Source organism: Geoalkalibacter subterraneus, from assembly GCF_000827125.1.
GTDB lineage: Bacteria > Desulfobacterota > Desulfuromonadia > Desulfuromonadales > Geoalkalibacteraceae > Geoalkalibacter_A > Geoalkalibacter_A subterraneus.
Genome location: NZ_CP010311.1, coordinates 686,544 through 705,092 on the forward strand (window position 1 = coordinate 686,544; position 18,549 = coordinate 705,092).

Here is an 18,549-nt window from a genome sequence, read left to right on the forward strand (position 1 = left end):
CCATCGTCTATCGGCAGGAGGCCGACTTTTTTTGGGTGTGGCAGGTTTTGGTCTCGTGGCCGATCGCGCTCATGATATGCGTCTTGCGGCCTTGCTCGTCGGTGGCGTTGCACATGGTCTTGCCGTCAATGGCGAGGCTTTCATCCGCGCCTGCGTAAGCCTCGTTCCAACGTTGAAAGCTGCGGTCGAGATGATCCGGATCGACCCTGATGAGGATATCGCGGATGATGTATTCGCTCGGGACAAGGTACTGCCCTTGTTTTTTACGGCATCCGAAGCGCTCGCGCGCCTTGGGGCCAAGACTTTTGGCCCAATCGGAAATCGCCTTGTACCCGCGCATCCCGCAAAGCGTCGCCCCGGCGGCAATGGCCAAAACGGTGGACAGCCGGTGGCGTTTCCCTGCGGCGCGGCGCGGGTCGGGGATGTCGGTGAAAAACTCTGGCAAGGATCGCATTTGATTGGCTGTCAACAACATTTTCACGTCTCCTGGACAATAGGGCGCCCCAAGCAGGGGGCGGGACAAGAGCGATTGGGCATTGGACTGCAGCGCACGAACAAACACCATCTTCGGGGACTGTGCGAGGTTGCTATAACCTTGACGGGTTCGGCGAAATCCCTTGGTCTGACCCAGGCATAGCCAATTGGCCGCCTTGTAAACCGTGCCTTGATAGCGCTGCGGATCGACAAAGGTCTCCATCAGCACAAGCGGATGGCCAAAGCGCTCCAGCCAGTCGCGCTGGATTCTTTGTTCGCACAGCGCCAAGACGCGCGAGCCCAGATTGGGCAAATGCCACTGCGGCAGGATCAGAAAACGGCTATTGTTGGCAACCAGCTTCAAGCGGTCATATTGGCGCCGATGATCCCAGCCAATCCACTGGTCGCGAACGGCGCACTTCAAGGCCGCAGCGGAAAAGCTCAGCAAAGCGACCCACTGCTGGCGCAATATGGCAACGTACCAGAGGGTTTCGCCGATCTTGGGCAGATCTCCCAGATAATGATGCGCTTGCATTGTCTCCCGATATCGGTCCTCCTCGAGGGCTGAAACGGGTCGTACATGGATTTCTTTCAGATTCACGACAGGGTCTCCAAGGGCAAAGGACGAACCCTTTATACCCCATCGGAGAACAAATGACCAGAACTTTATGCTGGGGCAAGGCTTAGAGCGTGTTCCCGGGAGGGAACAAATTCGCCCTGGCCCTGATTGCAAGGCAAATTTGTTCTAATTGCATCCAGCAGCCGAGCGCCTGCTCCTTGTATTATCGGTCATTCGCAGGTAGTCGAAGACGGCGCGGGGGTTCATGGCGAGCATCCTCATTTTCTGCGCAACGCTGCCGACGCTTTTTGATTTAATCAGACCGACCGCGAAGCGTCGGAGCCGGGTGATGTTTTCCGGCCCATGGCCGGTGCGTATCCGGCTTCGGTCTTCGTCGTAATTCCAGTCAATGATGTAGTGGCAGCTGTTTTCTATGCACCAGTGGTTGCGATTAGTCTTGAGGATGCGCTGGGCGTCGGCCTGCTGCGGTGTGTGGCTGGTGATTCCGTAAACGGTTTCGGTTGAGACTTTCCCGCTCTTTTTGTTGACCCTTTCGCGTTCGACCATGAAAGCCTGACCGACGTGAGGAAAGTCGAGATAGTCGTTGAGCTCGGCGGTGACCCAGATCCTCCGCGTCTCGATCCGGCCATGGTCGGAGTCGACGGTGACAGCGTGAGGTTCTTGGCGGCCATGAAAATACAGGGTGAGGTCTTCGAGAAGCCGGGGCTGATTGCCTTTGACGGTGAAATGGTAATGGGCCTGCCTGTCTTCGACCAGGTAGCGGGCCAATCGGCGTTGCGTCAATAGGGCGTCGGCGCTGATGGTCTTGCCTTCGATGCTGATCGCCTCGAGCAAGGGGATGGCCATTTTGATTTCGTTCGTTTGCTTGACCTCGTCGCTGCCATCGTCTATCGGCAGGAGGCCGACTTTTTTTGGGTGTGGCAGGTTTTGGTCTCGTGGCCGATCGCGCTCATGATATGCGTCTTGCGGCCTTGCTCGTCGGTGGCGTTGCACATGGTCTTGCCGTCGATGGCGAGGCTTTCATCCGCGCCTGCGTAAGCCTCGTTCCAACGTTGAAAGCTGCGGTCGAGATGATCCGGATCGACCCTGATGAGGATATCGCGGATGATGTATTCGCTCGGGACAAGGTACTGCCCTTGTTTTTTACGGCATCCGAAGCGCTCGCGCGCCTTGGGGCCAAGACTTTTGGCCCAATCGGAAATCGCCTTGTACCCGCGCATCCCGCAAAGCGTCGCCCCGGCGGCAATGGCCAAAACGGTGGACAGCCGGTGGCGTTTCCCTGCGGCGCGGCGCGGGTCGGGGATGTCGGTGAAAAACTCTGGCAAGGATCGCATTTGATTGGCTGTCAACAACATTTTCACGTCTCCTGGACAATAGGGCGCCCCAAGCAGGGGGCGGGACAAGAGCGATTGGGCATTGGACTGCAGCGCACGAACAAACACCATCTTCGGGGACTGTGCGAGGTTGCTATAACCTTGACGGGTTCGGCGAAATCCCTTGGTCTGACCCAGGCATAGCCAATTGGCCGCCTTGTAAACCGTGCCTTGATAGCGCTGCGGATCGACAAAGGTCTCCATCAGCACAAGCGGATGGCCAAAGCGCTCCAGCCAGTCGCGCTGGATTCTTTGTTCGCACAGCGCCAAGACGCGCGAGCCCAGATTGGGCAAATGCCACTGCGGCAGGATCAAAAAACGGCTATTGTTGGCAACCAGCTTCAAGCGGTCATATTGGCGCCGATGATCCCAGCCAATCCACTGGTCGCGAACGGCGCACTTCAAGGCCGCAGCGGAAAAGCTCAGCAAAGCGACCCACTGCTGGCGCAATATGGCAACGTACCAGAGGGTTTCGCCGATCTTGGGCAGATCTCCCAGATAATGATGCGCTTGCATTGTCTCCCGATATCGGTCCTCCTCGAGGGCTGAAACGGGTCGTACATGGATTTCTTTCAGATTCACGACAGGGTCTCCAAGGGCAAAGGACGAACCCTTTATACCCCATCGGAGAACAAATGACCAGAACTTTATGCTGGGGCAAGGCTTAGAGCGTGTTCCCGGGAGGGAACAAATTCGCCCTGGTGTTTTTTATGTCTGATATTGATCAGCAGGAGGCCGCCAAGAGCCGCACTCAGCAGAAACCCTCGGTCATGGGTGACGTCATAAAAGGCGCACAACAGCAGAATGAGGGCTACCGCGGCGGCAGCACCCATGCGGCTGACGTTTTTTCTGTTGAACAAGCCGGCCATGGGTCTGATCTCCATGGAATGGATGAAGACTGATCTGCGAGAACCGCTTCCGCCAAGTCTTCAGGGAGGACAGCGGTTTTAGGTTAAAATGAGAGAGCCATATTCATCGTCTCTGATGTTCGATCAGGTAGCGGCGCAGCCACTCCAGCGCCATGCAGGCGCTGGCACGCCGGACCTGGTCCCGGGTTCCGCCGAAGGTGTAGCGTTTGGCCTGTTCCGCGTCGCCTGCCGACAGGGCAATGAAGACCGTTCCGACGGGCTTGTCCTCGGTGCCGCCGTCAGGGCCGGCGATGCCGGTGATGGCCAGGGTAATGTCCGTGCGGGTGGCCTGCCGCAGACCGGTCGCCATGGCGCGGGCGCAGAATTCGCTGACTGCGCCATGTTCATGCAGAATTCGCTTTGAAACTCCCAGCCAGTCGTTCTTGGCCTGGTTGGAGTAGGTCACCGCGGCGCGGTCGAGGTAGGTCGAGGCGCCCGGAATGGCCGTGAGCCACTCGGCCACCATTCCGCCGGTACAGGATTCGGCCAGCGCCAGGGTAAGGCCGCTCTGTTTCATCATGGCGGCGACATTCTGTGCCAGCGTTTCCCGCTCTCGGGCCACAATGAAGTCGCCCAGCTTTTTGCGCATTGAAACTTCCGTCTGATCGAGGCGCTCTTCCCAGTCATCCCCTGCCGCGCGCAGCTTGAGGTGAACAAAGGGATGGTCGACGCCGAAGGCAATCGTAACCCCTTCGGGCAAGGGCTGGGATTCGATCATGCTTTCGGTTTTCGGTTCCGAGAGGCCGAAGATCTTGAGCACCCTTTCCCCCATAGGGGGGCGGTCGCCGAACCATTCGTCGAGCAGGGGCGGAAGATGGCATTCAAGCATCGCTTCCAGCTCGGCGGGCACGCCGGGAAAGAAAAGAAGGCGGCAGCTGTTCTGTGTCAAGACAAAACCGGGGGCGGTGCCGGCGGGATTGGCCAGGGGGATAGCTTTCTGGGGCAGCAGGGCCTGCTTTTCATTGCGCGGGTCCATCTCCAGGCGCTGCTCCTGGAAAAATGTGCGGATCGATTCGAGGGCCTCATCATTGAGGACCAACCGCTGCTCGAAAGCGCGGCCCGCGGCGCGTGCGGTCAGGTCGTCGCGGGTGGGGCCAAGCCCGCCGGCAACCAGGACGACCTGGTAGCGGGAGGCCAGCTCCTGCAGTGTGGCGCTGATGCTCTCCTCGCTGTCTGCAATGGTGCGCCCTTCAAGAGCCCGGCAGCCGAGTTTCCCCAGCGCCCTCCCCATGGCGGCCGTATTGGTATCGGAGATCTCGCCGTTGAGAAGCTCGTCTCCCACGACAAGTGTCGCGATCCGGATCTGTTCTTCCATGTTGCCTCCGTCGAGCGAATCCCCTCCTGCCCGACACCTGGTTGATGGCGTCAGGACAGGTTCCGGAAATAGAGAAGAAGATGTAGGACAAATGCGGCATAAATCCCCGCCGCCACGTCATCGAGCACCACTCCGACTCCGTTTTTCATGCGGCGATCGAACCAGGACGCCGGCCAAATCTTTGCAATATCGAAAAAACGGAACAGAAAAAAACCGGCAATTGCCGCAGTCCAGGAAAAGGGTACAAAGACTACTGCCACAAGATAACCGACAAGTTCATCGATGACAATGCGGCGATCGTCGATGACGCCGAAAATACGCCCTGCATGGGTTGCCGTCCAGCAGGCCAGCGCCAGCAGCGCCAGCCAGGTCAGCAGGTAAAGGGGCGTGGACAGGCGCGAGAGCAGGGCATAAACGGGAATCCCGGCCAGGGTGCCGATGGTGCCCGGCGCGCGGGGAAAATAACCGAGGCCGCCATTGGTTGCCAGCAGCAGAATGAAACGTTTCATTGAACCTCTCCTGAAGTGGCCCCTTGGTCCCTTTCAGCTGAAAAAAGGCCGTCCGCGGCACGCTCCACCAGCCGATAGATTTCGGGCAGCGGGCGACCGGTGGATTGCGACAGCGTCCGACAGCTTTCAAACTCTGGAGTGATGCGCAGCAGTTTCCTGCCGTCTCGTAGCAGCTTGACCTGCGCCGGACCCAGCTCGGTGTCGATCGTGCGGGACTCGCGCGCCAGGGTGAAGCGGTCCCAGAACTGCCGGCGAACCCCCGCGGCGCTGCTTTCATGCAGCAATCGGCGGGCGCACTCTGCGCCCTGTCCCAGCGGGGCCAGGACGGTGACCCTGATGCCGGGGCGGTTTTTTTTCATCTGCAACGGGGAATAGGCGACATCGAGGGCGCCCTGGTGCAGAAGATCTTCCATCAGTGCGCCGAGCCATTCGGGGTTGACGTCATCAAGGTGCGTTTCCAGAACCTCAACGCGCTGTGCAGTCCTTTCACTGTTGAGTTCTCCGAGGAAACCGCGCAGCAGGTTGGGGCGATCGGGGAGGTCGCGGCCGCCGACGCCATACCCGGTGCGCGACAGGGTCATACCCGGCAGCGGGGAAAAGGTGGCCATTTCCACGGCAATCGCGGCTCCGGTCGGCGTTACCAGTTCCTGTCCGGCGTCATCGTAGGTGACCGGGCTTCCGGCCAGAATCTCGGCGGTCGCCGGTGCCGGCAGGGGCAGGTTGCCGTGAGCGCACCTGATGAAACCGCGGGTCAGGGGCAGGGGGGCGCACAGCACTTCCGGCTCCCCCAGCAGGTGCCAGCCCAGTGCGGCGCCGACCACATCGAGGATGGAATCCACCGCGCCCACTTCATGAAAGTGAACTTTGTCGAGTGTTGTATCGTGGATATGGGCCTCGGCGTGCCCGATGCGCAGGAAAATGCGCCGTGCCAGCTCTTTTGCTGCGTGGGGCAGGTCGGCCGCGGCCAGCATGGCGTCGATGTCGTGCCAGCTGCGGTGGGGCTGGGCGGCCGTAGTACGGATCAGGCAGCGGCTGCCGGCGATCCCTGAACGGCTCTCCTTTGTCCACTCGATTTCGTAGTCTGCTAGCGACAGTTTTTTCAGGAGGCTTTTGAGTTCCTGTTCATCGACGCCGAGATCGACCATGAGGCCCAGCGTCATGTCACCGGAGATGCCGCTGAAGGTGTCGAGAAACAGCGTCTTCATGAATTCTCCTGCAGGTTGATGCGATGGGCGGCGAATGCGGCGCCGAAGCCGTTGTCGATATTGACCACCGTCAGGCCGGATGCGCAGGAATTGAGCATGCCGAGCAGAGCGGCGATGCCGTTGAAGGCGGCGCCGTAGCCGATGGAGGTGGGTACGGCGATGACCGGTGCTGACACCAGCCCCCCGACCACGGAAGGGAGCGCGCCCTCCATCCCCGCCACCACGATCACCACCGCGGCGCGTTGCAGGCTTTCGGTGCGGGCCAGCAGGCGGTGCAGTCCGGCGACGCCCACGTCGACGATTTCTTCAACCTGGTGCCCCAGCATTCGCGCGGTAACGGTGGCTTCGCGCGCGACCGGCAGGTCGGAGGTGCCGGCAGCGACAATGGCGATGCTGCCGCGCCCGCGGGGGACGATGGGGGACTGCAGCAGGGTAAAAGTGCGTCCGTCGGTATCGTATTCGCCCGCCGGGAACAGGGCCAGAAGGTCTTCCGCTTTTTCGCTGTTCAGGCGGGTCACCAGGATGTTGCTGTCGCGCTGCTGCATGCGGGTGACGATATTGATCAGCTGGGAAACGGATTTCCCTTCGCCGAAGATGACTTCAGCGGCACCCTGGCGCAGGCTGCGGTGATGATCGATCATGGCGATGCCGATATCCTCGAAGGGAAGGTGTTTCAGGCGCTCGATGCTTTGCTCGACGCTGAGGCGGCCGTCACGCAGATCGGTGAGCATTTCTTTGAGTTTATCTGGATTCATGGGTGGCGTCCTGAGATCGATGTGTTGAGCGTGGTGACAAGTGGCGCGCCAGGTAGCGCTGATAAATCTGCTGCGCCAACTCGTCGGCGTGGTTGCCGCCGCCGGTGGTTTCGGCGTGGAGCAGAAGCGGATCGGCCAGCGTCAGGCGCGCATTTTTTGGATCTTTGCCCAGTCGCGGATCAAGGGCCCGCAGCAGGGAAATGTTGCCGTCGGCATCCGGCACCAGGCGCAGGCGCAGCATCAGGGCGAGCGGATCGTCCTGAATGTGCAAGGTCGCCCGCTGAGGACGTGTGCCCTGCAGCACCAGCGCCGCTCCAAGTTCACCGCCGACCTGCAGTTGCCCCTGCAGTCCCTGTTTGACGATCAGGTCGGGCAGCGCGGTGAGCGCCAGGTCTGCGGCGGGGCGGCAGATGTCAAGCAGCAGTTTGGGGCGCAGCCGCTCGAGATAGCCGATCTCCCAGCGGTGGAAAAGCTCGGTGCGGTTGCACAGGTGCAGCCGTCCGTTGTCGTCGGGCTGGGCGAAGCCGCGCTGCTGAAGCTCTTTCAGTACCGGCCCAACGGCGCCGAGGGCGAGACCGGCCTCGTTGCTCAGGCGCCGGTAGGTCCAGTTAAGGGCCTCGGGCTTTCGCAGCAGCAGGTGGATCAGGCGCAGTCCGGTCGGCTGAAAGCCGCGCCCTGCCTTGGGGGTGCGGGAGGCTTTTTTGCGACCGCTGATTTCAACCAGCAGGCCGGGCTGGCGCAAAAAAGCGTTGCCGGCGGTGTCGATGTATTCGATCCCTTCCTGACGCAGGGTCTCGCCACAGCCGGCAGAGACGTAGTCCGTCATGACCATCTGAGGAATCGACGGCGGATCAAGCCGGTGACGATGAACGATCAGTTCGGCTGTCTGTGGCGTCATGCGGGTCACCGCAACGACCCGGTAGCGGCAGCAGCCCCAGGGGCCGTGCATCTCGAGCGTGCCGCCGGCTTCAGGTTCCGGCGCGGGAATGAACTCCGGCCGGCAGTCCGGCAGGGCATGCAGGGAGGCCAGGCACAGGTCGAGAACCTGTCGTTCACGTGCTGTCGATTGAGCCATGGCTGTGAATTGACCTCCTTCTGATGCAGGCCGCGCAGCAGCAAAGACTTTTTCTTACTGCGGTTCGATGCGGTTGATGAAGACTTCGCGCGGCTTGCTGGTGCCGTCCGACGGCCCGACGATCCCTTCCTGCTCCATCTTTTCGATCATGCGTGCGGCGCGGTTGTAGCCGACCCGCAGGCGGCGCTGCAGCATGGAGATAGAGGCCTGCCGGGTGTCGGCCACCAGCGCGAGGGCTTCGTCCCACTTTTCGTCCTCTTCCTCGTCGTCGCTGCCGCCGCTCCCTTCACCGCCGGCGGGTGTTTCCAGAATCGATTTGTCGTATTCAGGCTCGCCCTGTTTCTTGAGAAATTCGACGACGCGCTGCACTTCCATCTCGCTGACAAAGGCGCCATGCACCCTCTGCAGGGCGCCGGTGCCGGGCGGAAGAAAGAGCATATCGCCCATGCCCAGCAGGGTTTCAGCCCCCATGGAGTCGAGGATGGTGCGCGAGTCGGTGCGCGAGAAGACCTTGAACGAGATCCGGGTCGGGAAGTTGGCCTTGATCAGGCCGGTGATGACGTCGACGGACGGCCGCTGGGTGGCCAGAATCAGGTGGATGCCGGCGGCGCGGGCCATCTGTGCCAGGCGCGCGATGGCTTCTTCGATCTCGCGCCCCGCCACCATCATCAGGTCGGCCAGCTCGTCGACGATAACCACGATGTAGGGCAGGTGACCGTGTTCGAGTTCTTCGCCCTCGACCGGTTCGACCTCCGGCAGATCATCCTCCATCATATCGACGGCTTCGTCCTCGCCGTTGGCCTGGTTTTTCCGCTCGGCGAGTTCCTTCTCCTCGCGGGCCAGCTTCTTGTTGTAGCCGTCGATATTGCGCACCCCTTTGTCGGCCATCAGCCGATAGCGCCGTTCCATCTCGCGGACCGCCCAGTTGAGGGCGAGGGCGGCCTTCTTGGGATTGGTCACCACCGGCAGCAGCAGATGGGGGATCCCCTCGTAGATGGAGAGTTCGAGCATTTTGGGGTCGACCATGATGATGCGCACGTCTTCCGGGGTGGCGCGGTAGAGCAGGGAGAGCACCATGGTGTTGATGGAGACCGACTTGCCGCTGCCGGTGGAGCCGGCCACCAGCAAGTGGGGCATTTTCGCCAGATCGGAGACCACCGTGCCGCCGAAAATGTCCTTGCCCAAGGCCATGGGCAGACGCCCGCCCGCTTTCTGGAAGACGTCCGACTCGAAAATGTCCTTGAGCCATACTGTTTCACGCTCGCGGTTGGGGATCTCGATTCCCACTACGCCGCGGCCGGGAATAGGGGCGACGATGCGGATCGACATGGCACGCAGCGCCATGGAGAGATCGTCGGAGAGCCCTGCGATCTTGTTGACCTTGACGCCTGGGGCCGGCGCGAACTCGTACATGGTGACCACCGGTCCAGGCTTGACTTCCGCAACTTCCCCCTCGACGCCGAAATCTTTGAGCTTGTTCTCCAGCAGGCGGGCGTTGGCCATCAGCGATTCGCGATCAACCTCGGGAGGAGGGCCGCCGTCGTGATCGAGCAACGACAGGGATGGGCGATGATAGGTCCCGGAAGGTTCCAGAAATTCAAAATGTTCCTGCAGGTCGGGATCGTCTTTTTTCTTCTTTTTTTTCTTTTTCGAAGAATAGTTCGCCGATGACTGCGGGTGCGGTACGGGCTGGGCGATGACAGGACCCTTCTCGAGTCGCTCCCCCTTCTCTTTGGCTTTCTGCTGCCTGCGCACAGCGCGTCGATCGCGGCGCTGTTCGATTCCACGCCCGAGCCGGTCAAGACGGTCGGAGAGAAAAAGGACCAGGGAAAAACGCGTGGAAAGCATCAGGGAGACGAGGAAGAAAACGCCCAGCACAATAGCGGTGCCGGTGATGTTGAGCAGGCTTGACAGGGAGTAGACCAGTATCCGGCCCGCGGCCCCGCCCGCCTCATCGAGGGTCGACCCGAACAGGGGGATCTCCTTGAAGCGCAGCGCCAGCAGCCCGGCCAGCGACAGCAGTAGGGCGAAAAAGGCCAGGGTGCGCTGCAGGCGAAACCGCACCTCGCGCATGCGCAGCAGACGCCAGGCCACCAGGAAGCAGGCGAGGGGCAGCAGCAGGGCGGGCAGCCCCAAGGTCTGGAACAGGATATCTGCAAGGTAGGCGCCGACCACCCCGCCGAGATTGCTGATCTCATCGGGCCTGATGCTGGTGTTCCAGGAAGGGTCGCCCTGATTAAAAGACACCAGGCAGAGCAGCAGAAAAAGACCGAGAGCCAGCCAGATCAGGCCCGCTATCTCTTTGCGCAGGGTCACGCGGCGGGTTTTCGAAGTTTCGTCACTCATCCCTTATCCATCAATTCAGAGTGAATAGTTGAGGAAAAAAGCGCCTGCGAGCCAACAGTAAATAGCAAAAGTATACAATCGGCGGCGGCGGATGATCGCCAGAAGAAAGCGAATTGAAAAATAACCCGCAACAAATGCAGCGGCAGTGCCTGCAAGGTACAGGGGCATCTGGTCAGTGGCCACATGGCGGATATCTCCCAGCGACAGGATGGCGGCACCGAATACAGCCGGCAGCGCCAGCAGAAACGAAAAGCGCGCTGCAGTCTCTCCGTCCACCCCCTTGATCAACAGGCTGGCGATGGTGGAGCCGGAGCGGGAGATGCCGGGGATGATCGCCATGGCCTGCGCGGTGCCGGCCACCAGGGCATCAGCAATCGTCAACTGGCTCTCCTTGCGGGTGCCGCGACGAAACCGTTCGGAGATGAACAAAAGAGTGCCGGTCACCAGCAGCATGGAGGAAACCACGGTCAGGTTATCAAACAGATCTTGAAAGAAATCCTTGAACGTGAGGCCGATGATGGCCGTTGGGATCGAACCGACCACCAGCAGGAGCAGGATTTTGCGATGCACGCCTGAATCTCCGCTGCGCCGGAATGGGGATTGAGCCAACATCCTGATGTCAGTCCAGAAGTAGAGAATGACCGCGATCATGGTGCCGACATGCAGCATGATGTCGAACAAGACGCCGGGCTGCTCAAAACCGGGCAGGAAATGCTGGGCGATGGCCAGGTGTCCTGATGATGAAACAGGCAGAAATTCGGTGAGCCCCTGCAGGGTTCCAAGGAAAAGGGCTTGAAGCAGTGTCATGTGGTTTGTCCCTGAAATGAGTCATTTAAAGGTGAATAGGTTGTGAACAGGATCGTCAAAGCTCCATGATGATCGGCACGATCAGCGGCCGTCGCTGGATGGTACGGTTAAAGAAGCGTCGCAGGGCCTTGCGCACTTCAACCCGCAGCTCTTCCCAGTCAGAGATGGCTTCCAGGCTGTGTTCCGTCAAGACCTCGCGCACGGCGGCGGCCGCCTGTTCAAGATAGTCGCGGCTGTCCTCCTCGGGAACGAATCCGCGTGTCAGCAGTTCGGGGCCGTAGACGATTTCTCCGCTCCTGCTGTTGACACCGAGCACTGCCGTGACCATGCCGTGATTGGCGAGATGACGTCGGTCGCGCAATTCAAGCGCTCCGACGTCGCCGATACCTTTGCCGTCCACCAGCACGCGCCCCGTTTCAACCTCATCGTCAAGGCGGACCCCCTCCCGGCTCAGAACAAGCGGCATGCCGTTGCCCATCACGAAGGCTTCGTTGACGCCCAGCCCCATCGTGCGAGCCAACTGGGCGTGCTTGACCAGGTGGCGGTACTCTCCATGGATCGGCACAAAGTGCCGTGGGCGGGTCAGCGCCAGCATGGTTTTGAGTTCATCCTGGGCGGCGTGTCCGGAGACGTGGATTTCGCTGGTCGTTTCATAGACCACCTCCGCGCCCCGACGGTAAAGGTTGTTGATCAGATTGGCAATGGCCTTTTCGTTGCCGGGGATAAACTTGGAGGACAGAATGACCGTGTCGCCATGTTCGAGCACGATCTGCTTGTGGTCGTTGTGCGAGATGCGCACCAGGGCGGACAGCGGTTCCCCCTGACTGCCGGTGGTGATGATGGCCACCTTTTCGCGATCGAGGTTTCGCAGATCCCGCAGCTCGCACAGGGCATCGTCGGGAACCTGAAGATAGCCGAGTTGCCGGGCCACTGCGCAGTTCTGCTCCATGCTGCGGCCATGCAGGATGATGGAGCGGCCGCAGGCTCGCGCGGAGTCCATGGCCTGCTGGATGCGGTGAATGTTGCTGCTGAAGGTTGAAACGAGAACCAGCCCTTTGCAGCGCGGCATGATTTCGTTGAACGCTTCTCCGACAACCTGCTCAGAAAGGGTGGTGCCGGCACGCTCCACATTGGTGGAGTCGGACAGCAGCAGGTCGACTCCCTCGTCCCCCAGGGCCGCCAGGCGGGAGAGGTCGGTGCGTTCGCCGTCGACCGGAGTGTTGTCGATTTTGAAATCGCCGGTATGCACGATGAGTCCCGCCGGTGAACGGATCGCCAGTCCGGCGCCGTCGACGATGGAATGGGCGGCGCGGAAGAATTCGACCTCGAAGGTGCCCAGGCGCACTGTTTCGCGCATTCTGACCGGGTGCAGATGGGCGCTGTCGATCAGATCATGCTCGCGCAGCTTGTTGCGAACCAGCCCGAGTGTCAGACCGCTGCCGTAAATGGGGGGAAATCCCAGTGCGGGCAGCAGATAGGGGATGGCGCCGATATGATCCTCGTGGCCATGGGTCAGCACCAGTGCGCGGATGCGGTCGACCTTGTCCGCAATGGCGCTGATATCGGGAAGCACCAGGTCGATGCCCAGCATGTAGCTCTCAGGGAACATGAGCCCGCAGTCGACCAGCAGCAGGTCTTCACCGCATTCAAGCACCATCATGTTCATGCCGATTTCGCCCAGGCCTCCCAGGGCGAACCAGCGCACCTCATCTGTTGGCAAATGTTTGTTTTCCATCATAGTGCACCTTTCTTGGAGGCCAGAGCGCCGACGAGATTAAGGCGCACCTTTTCCATGAGGTGTCCCCTGTCCTTGTCCGTCAATCCACGGGTGGACAGAGCTGGGAGAAACTGCACCTCGATCACCCCTGGATGGATGCGCATCCGGTGTTTGGACAATACGGCCGCGCTGCCGCGGATGGCGACCGGTATGATTGGAACCTGGGCGTGAACTGCGGTCATGAATCCCCCCTTTTTGAACGGCAGCAGCCGGCCGTCCGGCGAACGGGTCCCTTCAGGAAAAATCGTGAAGGATTCGCCGTCGCGCAATCGTTCTGCCGCCTGATTGAGGCTGGCGACGGCCTTTTCCCGGTGGCGGCGGTCAATGCAAACGGTTCCCGCCGCCCGCAGGGCCGTTGCAAAAAAAGGAATGCGAAACAGCTCCTTTTTGGCGACCCAGCGAAAGGGGTGGTCGATGCAGGTCATCAAAGCGGGGATATCGAAAAGACCGGTATGGTTGGGCATGTAAATCACAGCGCCCTCAGGGGAGGCTTCCGGGCATGTCCGGCAGATGACCTTGACTCCGGCCAGACGCAGGCAGCCCCGCGAATAGATCTGTCCGCACCGAAAGATGGCATCCGGCCCCCGAAACGAAAAAATAAAAGACGCTGCCAACATCAGCAGGGTCCACCACGGAAATATCAAAAAGAAAAAAAGTGTGCGCACCATGCCAGGATATTCCGGGAGTTTTGATGATACGTAAATCATCGACACCTTGGTGCCTCTGGTCAAAAGATCAGTTTAGAAGAGTTGCCGCAGGCAGTCAAACCATTTTCAGATTGAGGATTTAGCCTATCTTGTCGGTGTTTTTTAAAAGCATCTGAGTGGTCGGCAAGGCAATCGCTTTGCGTAAAGGGGGCGGCTGTTGCTGTATCTGCGGTTGGTTAAGTGCTGAATTGTTTTTTCAGCAGCGCGTTGCCGGCCTGGAAGTGTCATGGTCGATGAGTGGTTTAATAAATGTTCTGTCGGGATTATGTGCTGGAAAACGAGAGGCAAATCATTTATCATCAAAAACTGTTGAACCCGGTCGGGTTGCGTCGCGTGCGGCACTGCCTCAGCGACCGGCGGGAAAGGGAAGATGGGATGACCTCCTGCTTCCCTTTTGCCGTCTTTGAACCGACGATGACCCGACCCGGTCGGTTTTTTGTTTCCTCCGCGCTCGAACTGCCCGCCCCGACCGCGGAGGACCGATGATGCGCGGCGGTCATTGTTGACGCAGGAGGCGTTATGTCGATCAATAAAGTGATACTGGTGGGAAATCTCGGCAAGGATCCCGAGTTGCGTTATACTCCGTCCGGTGTTCCCGTGGCGACTTTTCCCATCGCCACCAGCGAACGCTTCAAGGACCGCAACGGCCAGCAGCAGGAACGCACCGAGTGGCACAACATCGTGGCCTGGCGGCAGCTGGCCGAGATCTGCGGCAAATACCTGCATAAAGGCAAGCAGGTTTATCTGGAAGGCAAGATTCAGACCCGCAAATACCAGGATCGCGACGGAAACGATCGCTACATCACCGAGATCGTGGCGGATCAGATGCAGATGCTCGGCTCCCGCGGAGATGAAGGCGGATTTTCCCCGCAGCGCGGCGGCGGAGATTATGGCAGCGGCCGTACAGGTGAATCCCGCGATACGTCAGGCGGCGAGAGCAAGAAAGACGCCGGATACGGCGATAGGGAAGAGCCGCCCTTCAATCCTGATGACGACATTCCGTTCTGATTGCCTGTCGGGGATCGATTATGCTTGAACAGCGCAGAAAAGCCTTGAGTGAAGCCCTCTCGGATCCCGAAGAGGGTGTGCGCAAGGCTGCCGCCGAAGCCCTTGCAGCCCTGGAGCCGACTTTGCATCTCAGTATGCTGGTGCAGGGGCTGCAGTCGCCGAAACGTGCCGAGCGTATCCGCTGCCTGTATGCGCTTGAATCTGTGCGTTCTCCCCGCGTGTTGCCATCAATGCTGAACTGCCTGACCGATACGGACGCCGATGTGCGGGCCACCGCCGTTCAGGTGATCGGCACCCGGGGCGAGCCGCGCGCCCTGCCCGAACTGGCAAAGCGGTTGCGCGACGAGGTCGCGGCGGTGCGCATGTACGCGGCCGAAGCGCTCGGGGGGTTCCGGGACGCCCGTCTGGTGCCCCACCTGGCTTCCGTTCTGCGCGATGAGGACAGCGGGGTGGTGACTGCTGCGGTTGGTTCCCTTGGAAAGATCGGGAGTGCTGCGGCGGAGAAATATCTTCTGGCCATGCTGCGCGACAGGCGCCCGGCGGTGCGGGCCGAAGCGGCCAGAGCCCTGGCGTTGCTTGAATGGGGGGACGCGTCGGATACACTCTGATGCTCGCGGCGAAGCATCCTCCTGCTACAAAAGACTGCCGAGATCGATGCCTGCCAGAAAGGGATCGACTTCCCCGACGATCCGCTCCGATTCACCCGCCGACAATTCCACGAAGCGCTCCTTTTCCGGCTGCGTTCCTTCCTTGTTGAACAGTATCTTCAGGCGCAACTCACAACGACCTTCCGTGTCCGCTTTGGTGACGAGGGCGGTTTCTCCCTGGCTAAGGCGCACGACCGTGCCGACCGGATAGGCGCCGAGGTATGTGAGAAAGTGCGCCAGGTATTCAGGGTGCAGCAGGATGCCGGAGGTTGTGTTCATTTCACGCATGGCCTGGCGGGGGCTGACCGGCCGGCGATAGGAGCGCATGGTGGTCATGGCGTCGTAGCTGTCGGCGATGGCGACCATATCGGTCAGCGGTGACAAAGGGCGGCCGGCGAGATCATCAGGGTAGCCCTGTCGGTTGTAATGCAGATGGTGGCCGATCACGATATCGATCACCTCCCGTGACACCCCCTCCATCTGTTCGACGATCCCCGCACCGTGAACCGGGTGCTTTTTAATTTTTTCGAACTCTTCGAGGGTCAGTCGCCCCGGTTTGTTGATGATCCCCACATCGATTTTGAGTTTGCCGAGATCGTGCAGCAGCCCGCCCAGACCCAATGTGCGCATCTGCGCTTCGTTCAGACCGCAGGCGCGTCCCACCGCAATCGCGATCACCGCCACGTTGACCGAATGGTGAAATGTGTAGTTGTCGTAATCCTTGATCAGGGACAGGGCTGTCAGCGCGTGGGGGTTTTCCAGGGTGCTTGCGACCATCTCTGCCACCGTTTCACGGGCCTGCCGGCTTGAAGGTACTCTGCCGAGTCGCACGTCGTCGAAAACGTTTCTCACTACATTTAGAGCCCGTTGGTAGATTTCGTGCGGGTCTTTTTCTCCGGCGTTTTTTTCCAGCGGCAGAATGTGATAGATTTCGCGCCTGACCAGCGCGGCTTCCAGTCCTGTTGCCTGCCAACCGCCTTCATGGGCAAGGAAAATGAATTCTTCAAGTTCCGTCGTGTTGATGCCGGCCTGGAACTCGATCCCCTCAACGTGCAGATTTTCAAGAAGCTGGATGAGTTCCTGCAATGCAGGATTTGGGGTGGTGAACAGGTACTCGTCACAGAAAAGAGTGCTGTCGGTCACTCCCAGGCGCAGGCTTTTCTGCCGGGCGAGAATATCGCTCAGGCAACTGCTGCAGGCTTTGACCTGGCGGCCGATCAGCGGGTGGGTGCGAGGGTAGAGGCGCAGGCTCTGCATGGCGCCTGCCAGCAATTGAACAAAATTTTTCAGTGGTTCAACCGTCATGACTTCTCCGCGCGGGCAATTTCCCGCAGTGCACGGGATGCACTGCGGGAAACCGGACCATGCCCGCGTTGTGTGGTGATCTCAAGTATCCGACGGCATTCGTCGGTGCCGATCCGCGCCAGTGCCAGGCAACAGGCTATCTGAATCTCCTGAAAACGCCGGGGAAAGAAAAACTTGCGCTGCTGGAGCAGCGCCCTCAACGCGGGAACGGCTTCAGCCGCCCCCATGTCACCCAATGCGCGAACTGCGCCGCGCTTAAGTTCAAGGGCGCGCACAAAAGGGTCGCTGCGTTCAAGGAAGCGCAGCAGGTAAGGGATTGCTTTTGTCTGCTTCATGGCGCCGAGAAACAACAAGGCCTGGCGTTGCAGATCGGGGTCTCCTTCTTCGACTGCAACCAGCAGTACGTCCATGGCTTCGGTGGTGCCAAGGCGGGTCAGGGCGCGAATGGCTTCGCGGCGCACCCGCTCGTCCTCGTGCCCCAGAAGAGCCGCCAGGTGCCCGGCGGTTTCGGGGTCGCGAATCTCTCCCAGGATAGTGGCAGCGTTACGCACCACATACCAGCGACTGTCGCCCAGCAGGCGATCGAGCGTGGCAAGGGCGCTGCGCCCGAACGCGGTCAGCGCTTGGGCTAGAATTTTACGCCTTTTGGCCTCTTTTTCCTCGGCCAGCCGCTCTCCTAGCCGCATGGCGCCCTGTTCTCCCGATTTTCTAAGCAAAAAATGGGCCTTTTCACGACTGCTTTCGTTCAGGCCCGGCTCGCAAAGAGAGTCGATGATCTGCTCGGTTCGCTCGGAAGTCATCAGGGTTTCAAAACCTTTGCGGCACAGGGTGCGTTCGCTCTCCTCGTAAGCTTTCTCTTCGGTGCAACGCGCCAGAAAAAGCATGGCATTCAGGAGACCGGTCGACAGGGAGGAGGGCTCTTCTGCGTGGATCGCTTCGGTCAATTCATTGACCAGGCGGCGGAAGCGAGCCTCGGAACCCTTTTCGGCTAGATCGGCCAGTATCTCTTCCAGTGTGCGCCGCTGATCTGCAAAAGACGAATTCTCGCTGGGTGGCGGCTGCCGTTGATCCTTCTCCTGTATTGCCCCGTCATCGTTCTGCTCTTTGTCCGTGAAAGTTTCATTCTGGTCGGCCTGGGAACGGGTGTCGCTTTTCCTCTCTTGCAGCATTTCGCGCCGGGAGAGGATTTTAGTTAAATCGGTTTCGTTGACCCAGAGAGTTTGGATGCCGGCCGAACTGAAAATTTTAGCGATGCCTCCGCGGTGGATGATCTCTTCGGGTTCTAAAGCCAGCGCACAGGCCGCGCTTTCCAGATCCTCGGTAGAAATATCGGCAAGAATCATCAACTGGAATATGCGGCGGGCGAACAGGTGGTGCGCAAGAGCCTTGATAGCGGGATTTGAGTCGCGCAATCTGCTGCCGTTTTCGATCGAAAGATGGTCCCGGCGAACCGTGAGCGCCACATGATCAAGGTCGCCCAGGGCGAGACGCAAGGCGGAGACTCCTCGCTCGATCGCATCAATCCGTGCGGGATGGTTTTCGGGATAAAACCTGACGGCTTTTATGGCAAGGCCGAGTCCGCGCAGGGCGTTTTCCATGTGTAGATGCTGCGGACTCTGTTTTTTCACGGCAAGAGTGACTCCTTGAAAAGTGGGCGAACTCAGCTAAAAGATAGCGGCTGGAGTATTTTTTGTAAAGGCGTGTCGACTCGAGTTTGAAAGCAAACCCGGCTTTCCTGCAACATTGGATTCGATGGTG

At 59.9% G+C, this 18,549-nt stretch carries 17 protein-coding genes; 3 read left to right on the forward strand and 14 right to left on the reverse strand.

Going from position 1 to position 18,549, the window contains the following annotated elements; all coding sequences use genetic code 11:
* Positions 1–7: 7 nt before the first annotated feature.
* The 3 genes from GSUB_RS17845 to GSUB_RS17850 all read right to left on the reverse strand — a co-directional run bounded on the left by GSUB_RS17845 (position 8) and on the right by GSUB_RS17850 (position 2,943).
* The gene (locus tag GSUB_RS17845; RefSeq protein WP_052464442.1) at positions 8–1,009 is read right to left on the reverse strand and encodes a Druantia anti-phage system protein DruA; all 1,002 of its coding nucleotides are present in this window, start codon (positions 1,007–1,009) and stop codon (positions 8–10) included.
* 210 nt (positions 1,010–1,219) lie between these two features.
* Positions 1,220–1,900, reverse strand: a complete 681-nt coding sequence (locus GSUB_RS03115; RefSeq protein WP_040199265.1) for an ISAs1 family transposase — start codon at positions 1,898–1,900, stop codon at positions 1,220–1,222.
* A gap of 41 nt (positions 1,901–1,941) precedes the next feature.
* A complete protein-coding gene (locus GSUB_RS17850) occupies positions 1,942–2,943 on the reverse strand; it encodes a Druantia anti-phage system protein DruA (protein WP_052464442.1) in 1,002 nt (333 codons plus the stop codon).
* 194 nt (positions 2,944–3,137) lie between these two features.
* On the opposite strand from GSUB_RS17850, the gene GSUB_RS03125 reads away from it, so the two are divergent.
* Positions 3,138–3,329: a hypothetical protein gene (locus GSUB_RS03125; protein ID WP_144401930.1), complete on the forward strand. Its 192-nt coding sequence runs from the start codon at positions 3,138–3,140 to the stop codon at positions 3,327–3,329.
* 70 nt (positions 3,330–3,399) lie between these two features.
* Here GSUB_RS03125 and GSUB_RS03130 read toward each other — a convergent pair whose 3' ends face one another.
* The 9 genes from GSUB_RS03130 to GSUB_RS03170 are packed head-to-tail and all read right to left on the reverse strand — an operon-like array spanning position 3,400 to position 13,792.
* On the reverse strand, positions 3,400–4,650 hold the full coding sequence (locus tag GSUB_RS03130; protein ID WP_052464444.1) for a competence/damage-inducible protein A: 1,251 nt from the start codon (positions 4,648–4,650) through the stop codon (positions 3,400–3,402).
* Positions 4,651–4,700: 50 nt separating this feature from the next.
* Positions 4,701–5,159 (reverse strand): phosphatidylglycerophosphatase A family protein, encoded by a 459-nt coding sequence (locus GSUB_RS03135; RefSeq protein ID WP_040199151.1) that lies wholly within the window; start codon positions 5,157–5,159, stop codon positions 4,701–4,703.
* The gene (gene larC / locus GSUB_RS03140; RefSeq protein ID WP_040199152.1) at positions 5,156–6,364 is read right to left on the reverse strand and encodes a nickel pincer cofactor biosynthesis protein LarC; all 1,209 of its coding nucleotides are present in this window, start codon (positions 6,362–6,364) and stop codon (positions 5,156–5,158) included. Before larC ends, GSUB_RS03135 begins: the two co-directional genes overlap by 4 nt.
* Complete coding sequence (gene larB / locus GSUB_RS03145; RefSeq protein WP_040199153.1) at positions 6,361–7,119, reverse strand: nickel pincer cofactor biosynthesis protein LarB; 759 nt, start codon at positions 7,117–7,119, stop codon at positions 6,361–6,363. The genes larC and larB overlap by 4 nt, the downstream gene beginning before the upstream one ends.
* The gene (locus tag GSUB_RS03150) at positions 7,106–8,194 is read right to left on the reverse strand and encodes a type IV toxin-antitoxin system AbiEi family antitoxin (RefSeq protein ID WP_040199154.1); all 1,089 of its coding nucleotides are present in this window, start codon (positions 8,192–8,194) and stop codon (positions 7,106–7,108) included. The genes larB and GSUB_RS03150 overlap by 14 nt, the downstream gene beginning before the upstream one ends.
* Before the next feature lie 54 nt (positions 8,195–8,248).
* Entirely contained in the window at positions 8,249–10,540 is a 2,292-nt protein-coding gene (locus tag GSUB_RS03155; RefSeq protein WP_040199155.1) for a DNA translocase FtsK, read from the reverse strand.
* A 15-nt stretch (positions 10,541–10,555) separates the two neighbouring features.
* Positions 10,556–11,347, reverse strand: a complete 792-nt coding sequence (locus tag GSUB_RS03160; protein WP_040199156.1) for an undecaprenyl-diphosphate phosphatase — start codon at positions 11,345–11,347, stop codon at positions 10,556–10,558.
* 55 nt (positions 11,348–11,402) lie between these two features.
* The gene (locus GSUB_RS03165) at positions 11,403–13,082 is read right to left on the reverse strand and encodes a ribonuclease J (protein ID WP_040199157.1); all 1,680 of its coding nucleotides are present in this window, start codon (positions 13,080–13,082) and stop codon (positions 11,403–11,405) included.
* Positions 13,082–13,792 (reverse strand): lysophospholipid acyltransferase family protein, encoded by a 711-nt coding sequence (locus GSUB_RS03170; protein ID WP_040199158.1) that lies wholly within the window; start codon positions 13,790–13,792, stop codon positions 13,082–13,084. Before GSUB_RS03170 ends, GSUB_RS03165 begins: the two co-directional genes overlap by 1 nt.
* A 558-nt stretch (positions 13,793–14,350) precedes the next feature.
* Between GSUB_RS03170 and GSUB_RS03180 the strand changes: the two genes are divergently transcribed.
* Positions 14,351–14,839 (forward strand): single-stranded DNA-binding protein, encoded by a 489-nt coding sequence (locus GSUB_RS03180; RefSeq protein ID WP_040199160.1) that lies wholly within the window; start codon positions 14,351–14,353, stop codon positions 14,837–14,839.
* Positions 14,840–14,859: 20 nt separating this feature from the next.
* Positions 14,860–15,447, forward strand: a complete 588-nt coding sequence (locus tag GSUB_RS03185; protein WP_040199161.1) for a HEAT repeat domain-containing protein — start codon at positions 14,860–14,862, stop codon at positions 15,445–15,447.
* 24 nt (positions 15,448–15,471) lie between these two features.
* Here GSUB_RS03185 and GSUB_RS03190 read toward each other — a convergent pair whose 3' ends face one another.
* Complete coding sequence (locus GSUB_RS03190; protein WP_040199163.1) at positions 15,472–16,791, reverse strand: HD-GYP domain-containing protein; 1,320 nt, start codon at positions 16,789–16,791, stop codon at positions 15,472–15,474.
* Complete coding sequence (locus GSUB_RS03195; RefSeq protein WP_040199164.1) at positions 16,788–18,419, reverse strand: HEAT repeat domain-containing protein; 1,632 nt, start codon at positions 18,417–18,419, stop codon at positions 16,788–16,790. The genes GSUB_RS03190 and GSUB_RS03195 overlap by 4 nt, the downstream gene beginning before the upstream one ends.
* Positions 18,420–18,549 lie beyond the last annotated feature (130 nt).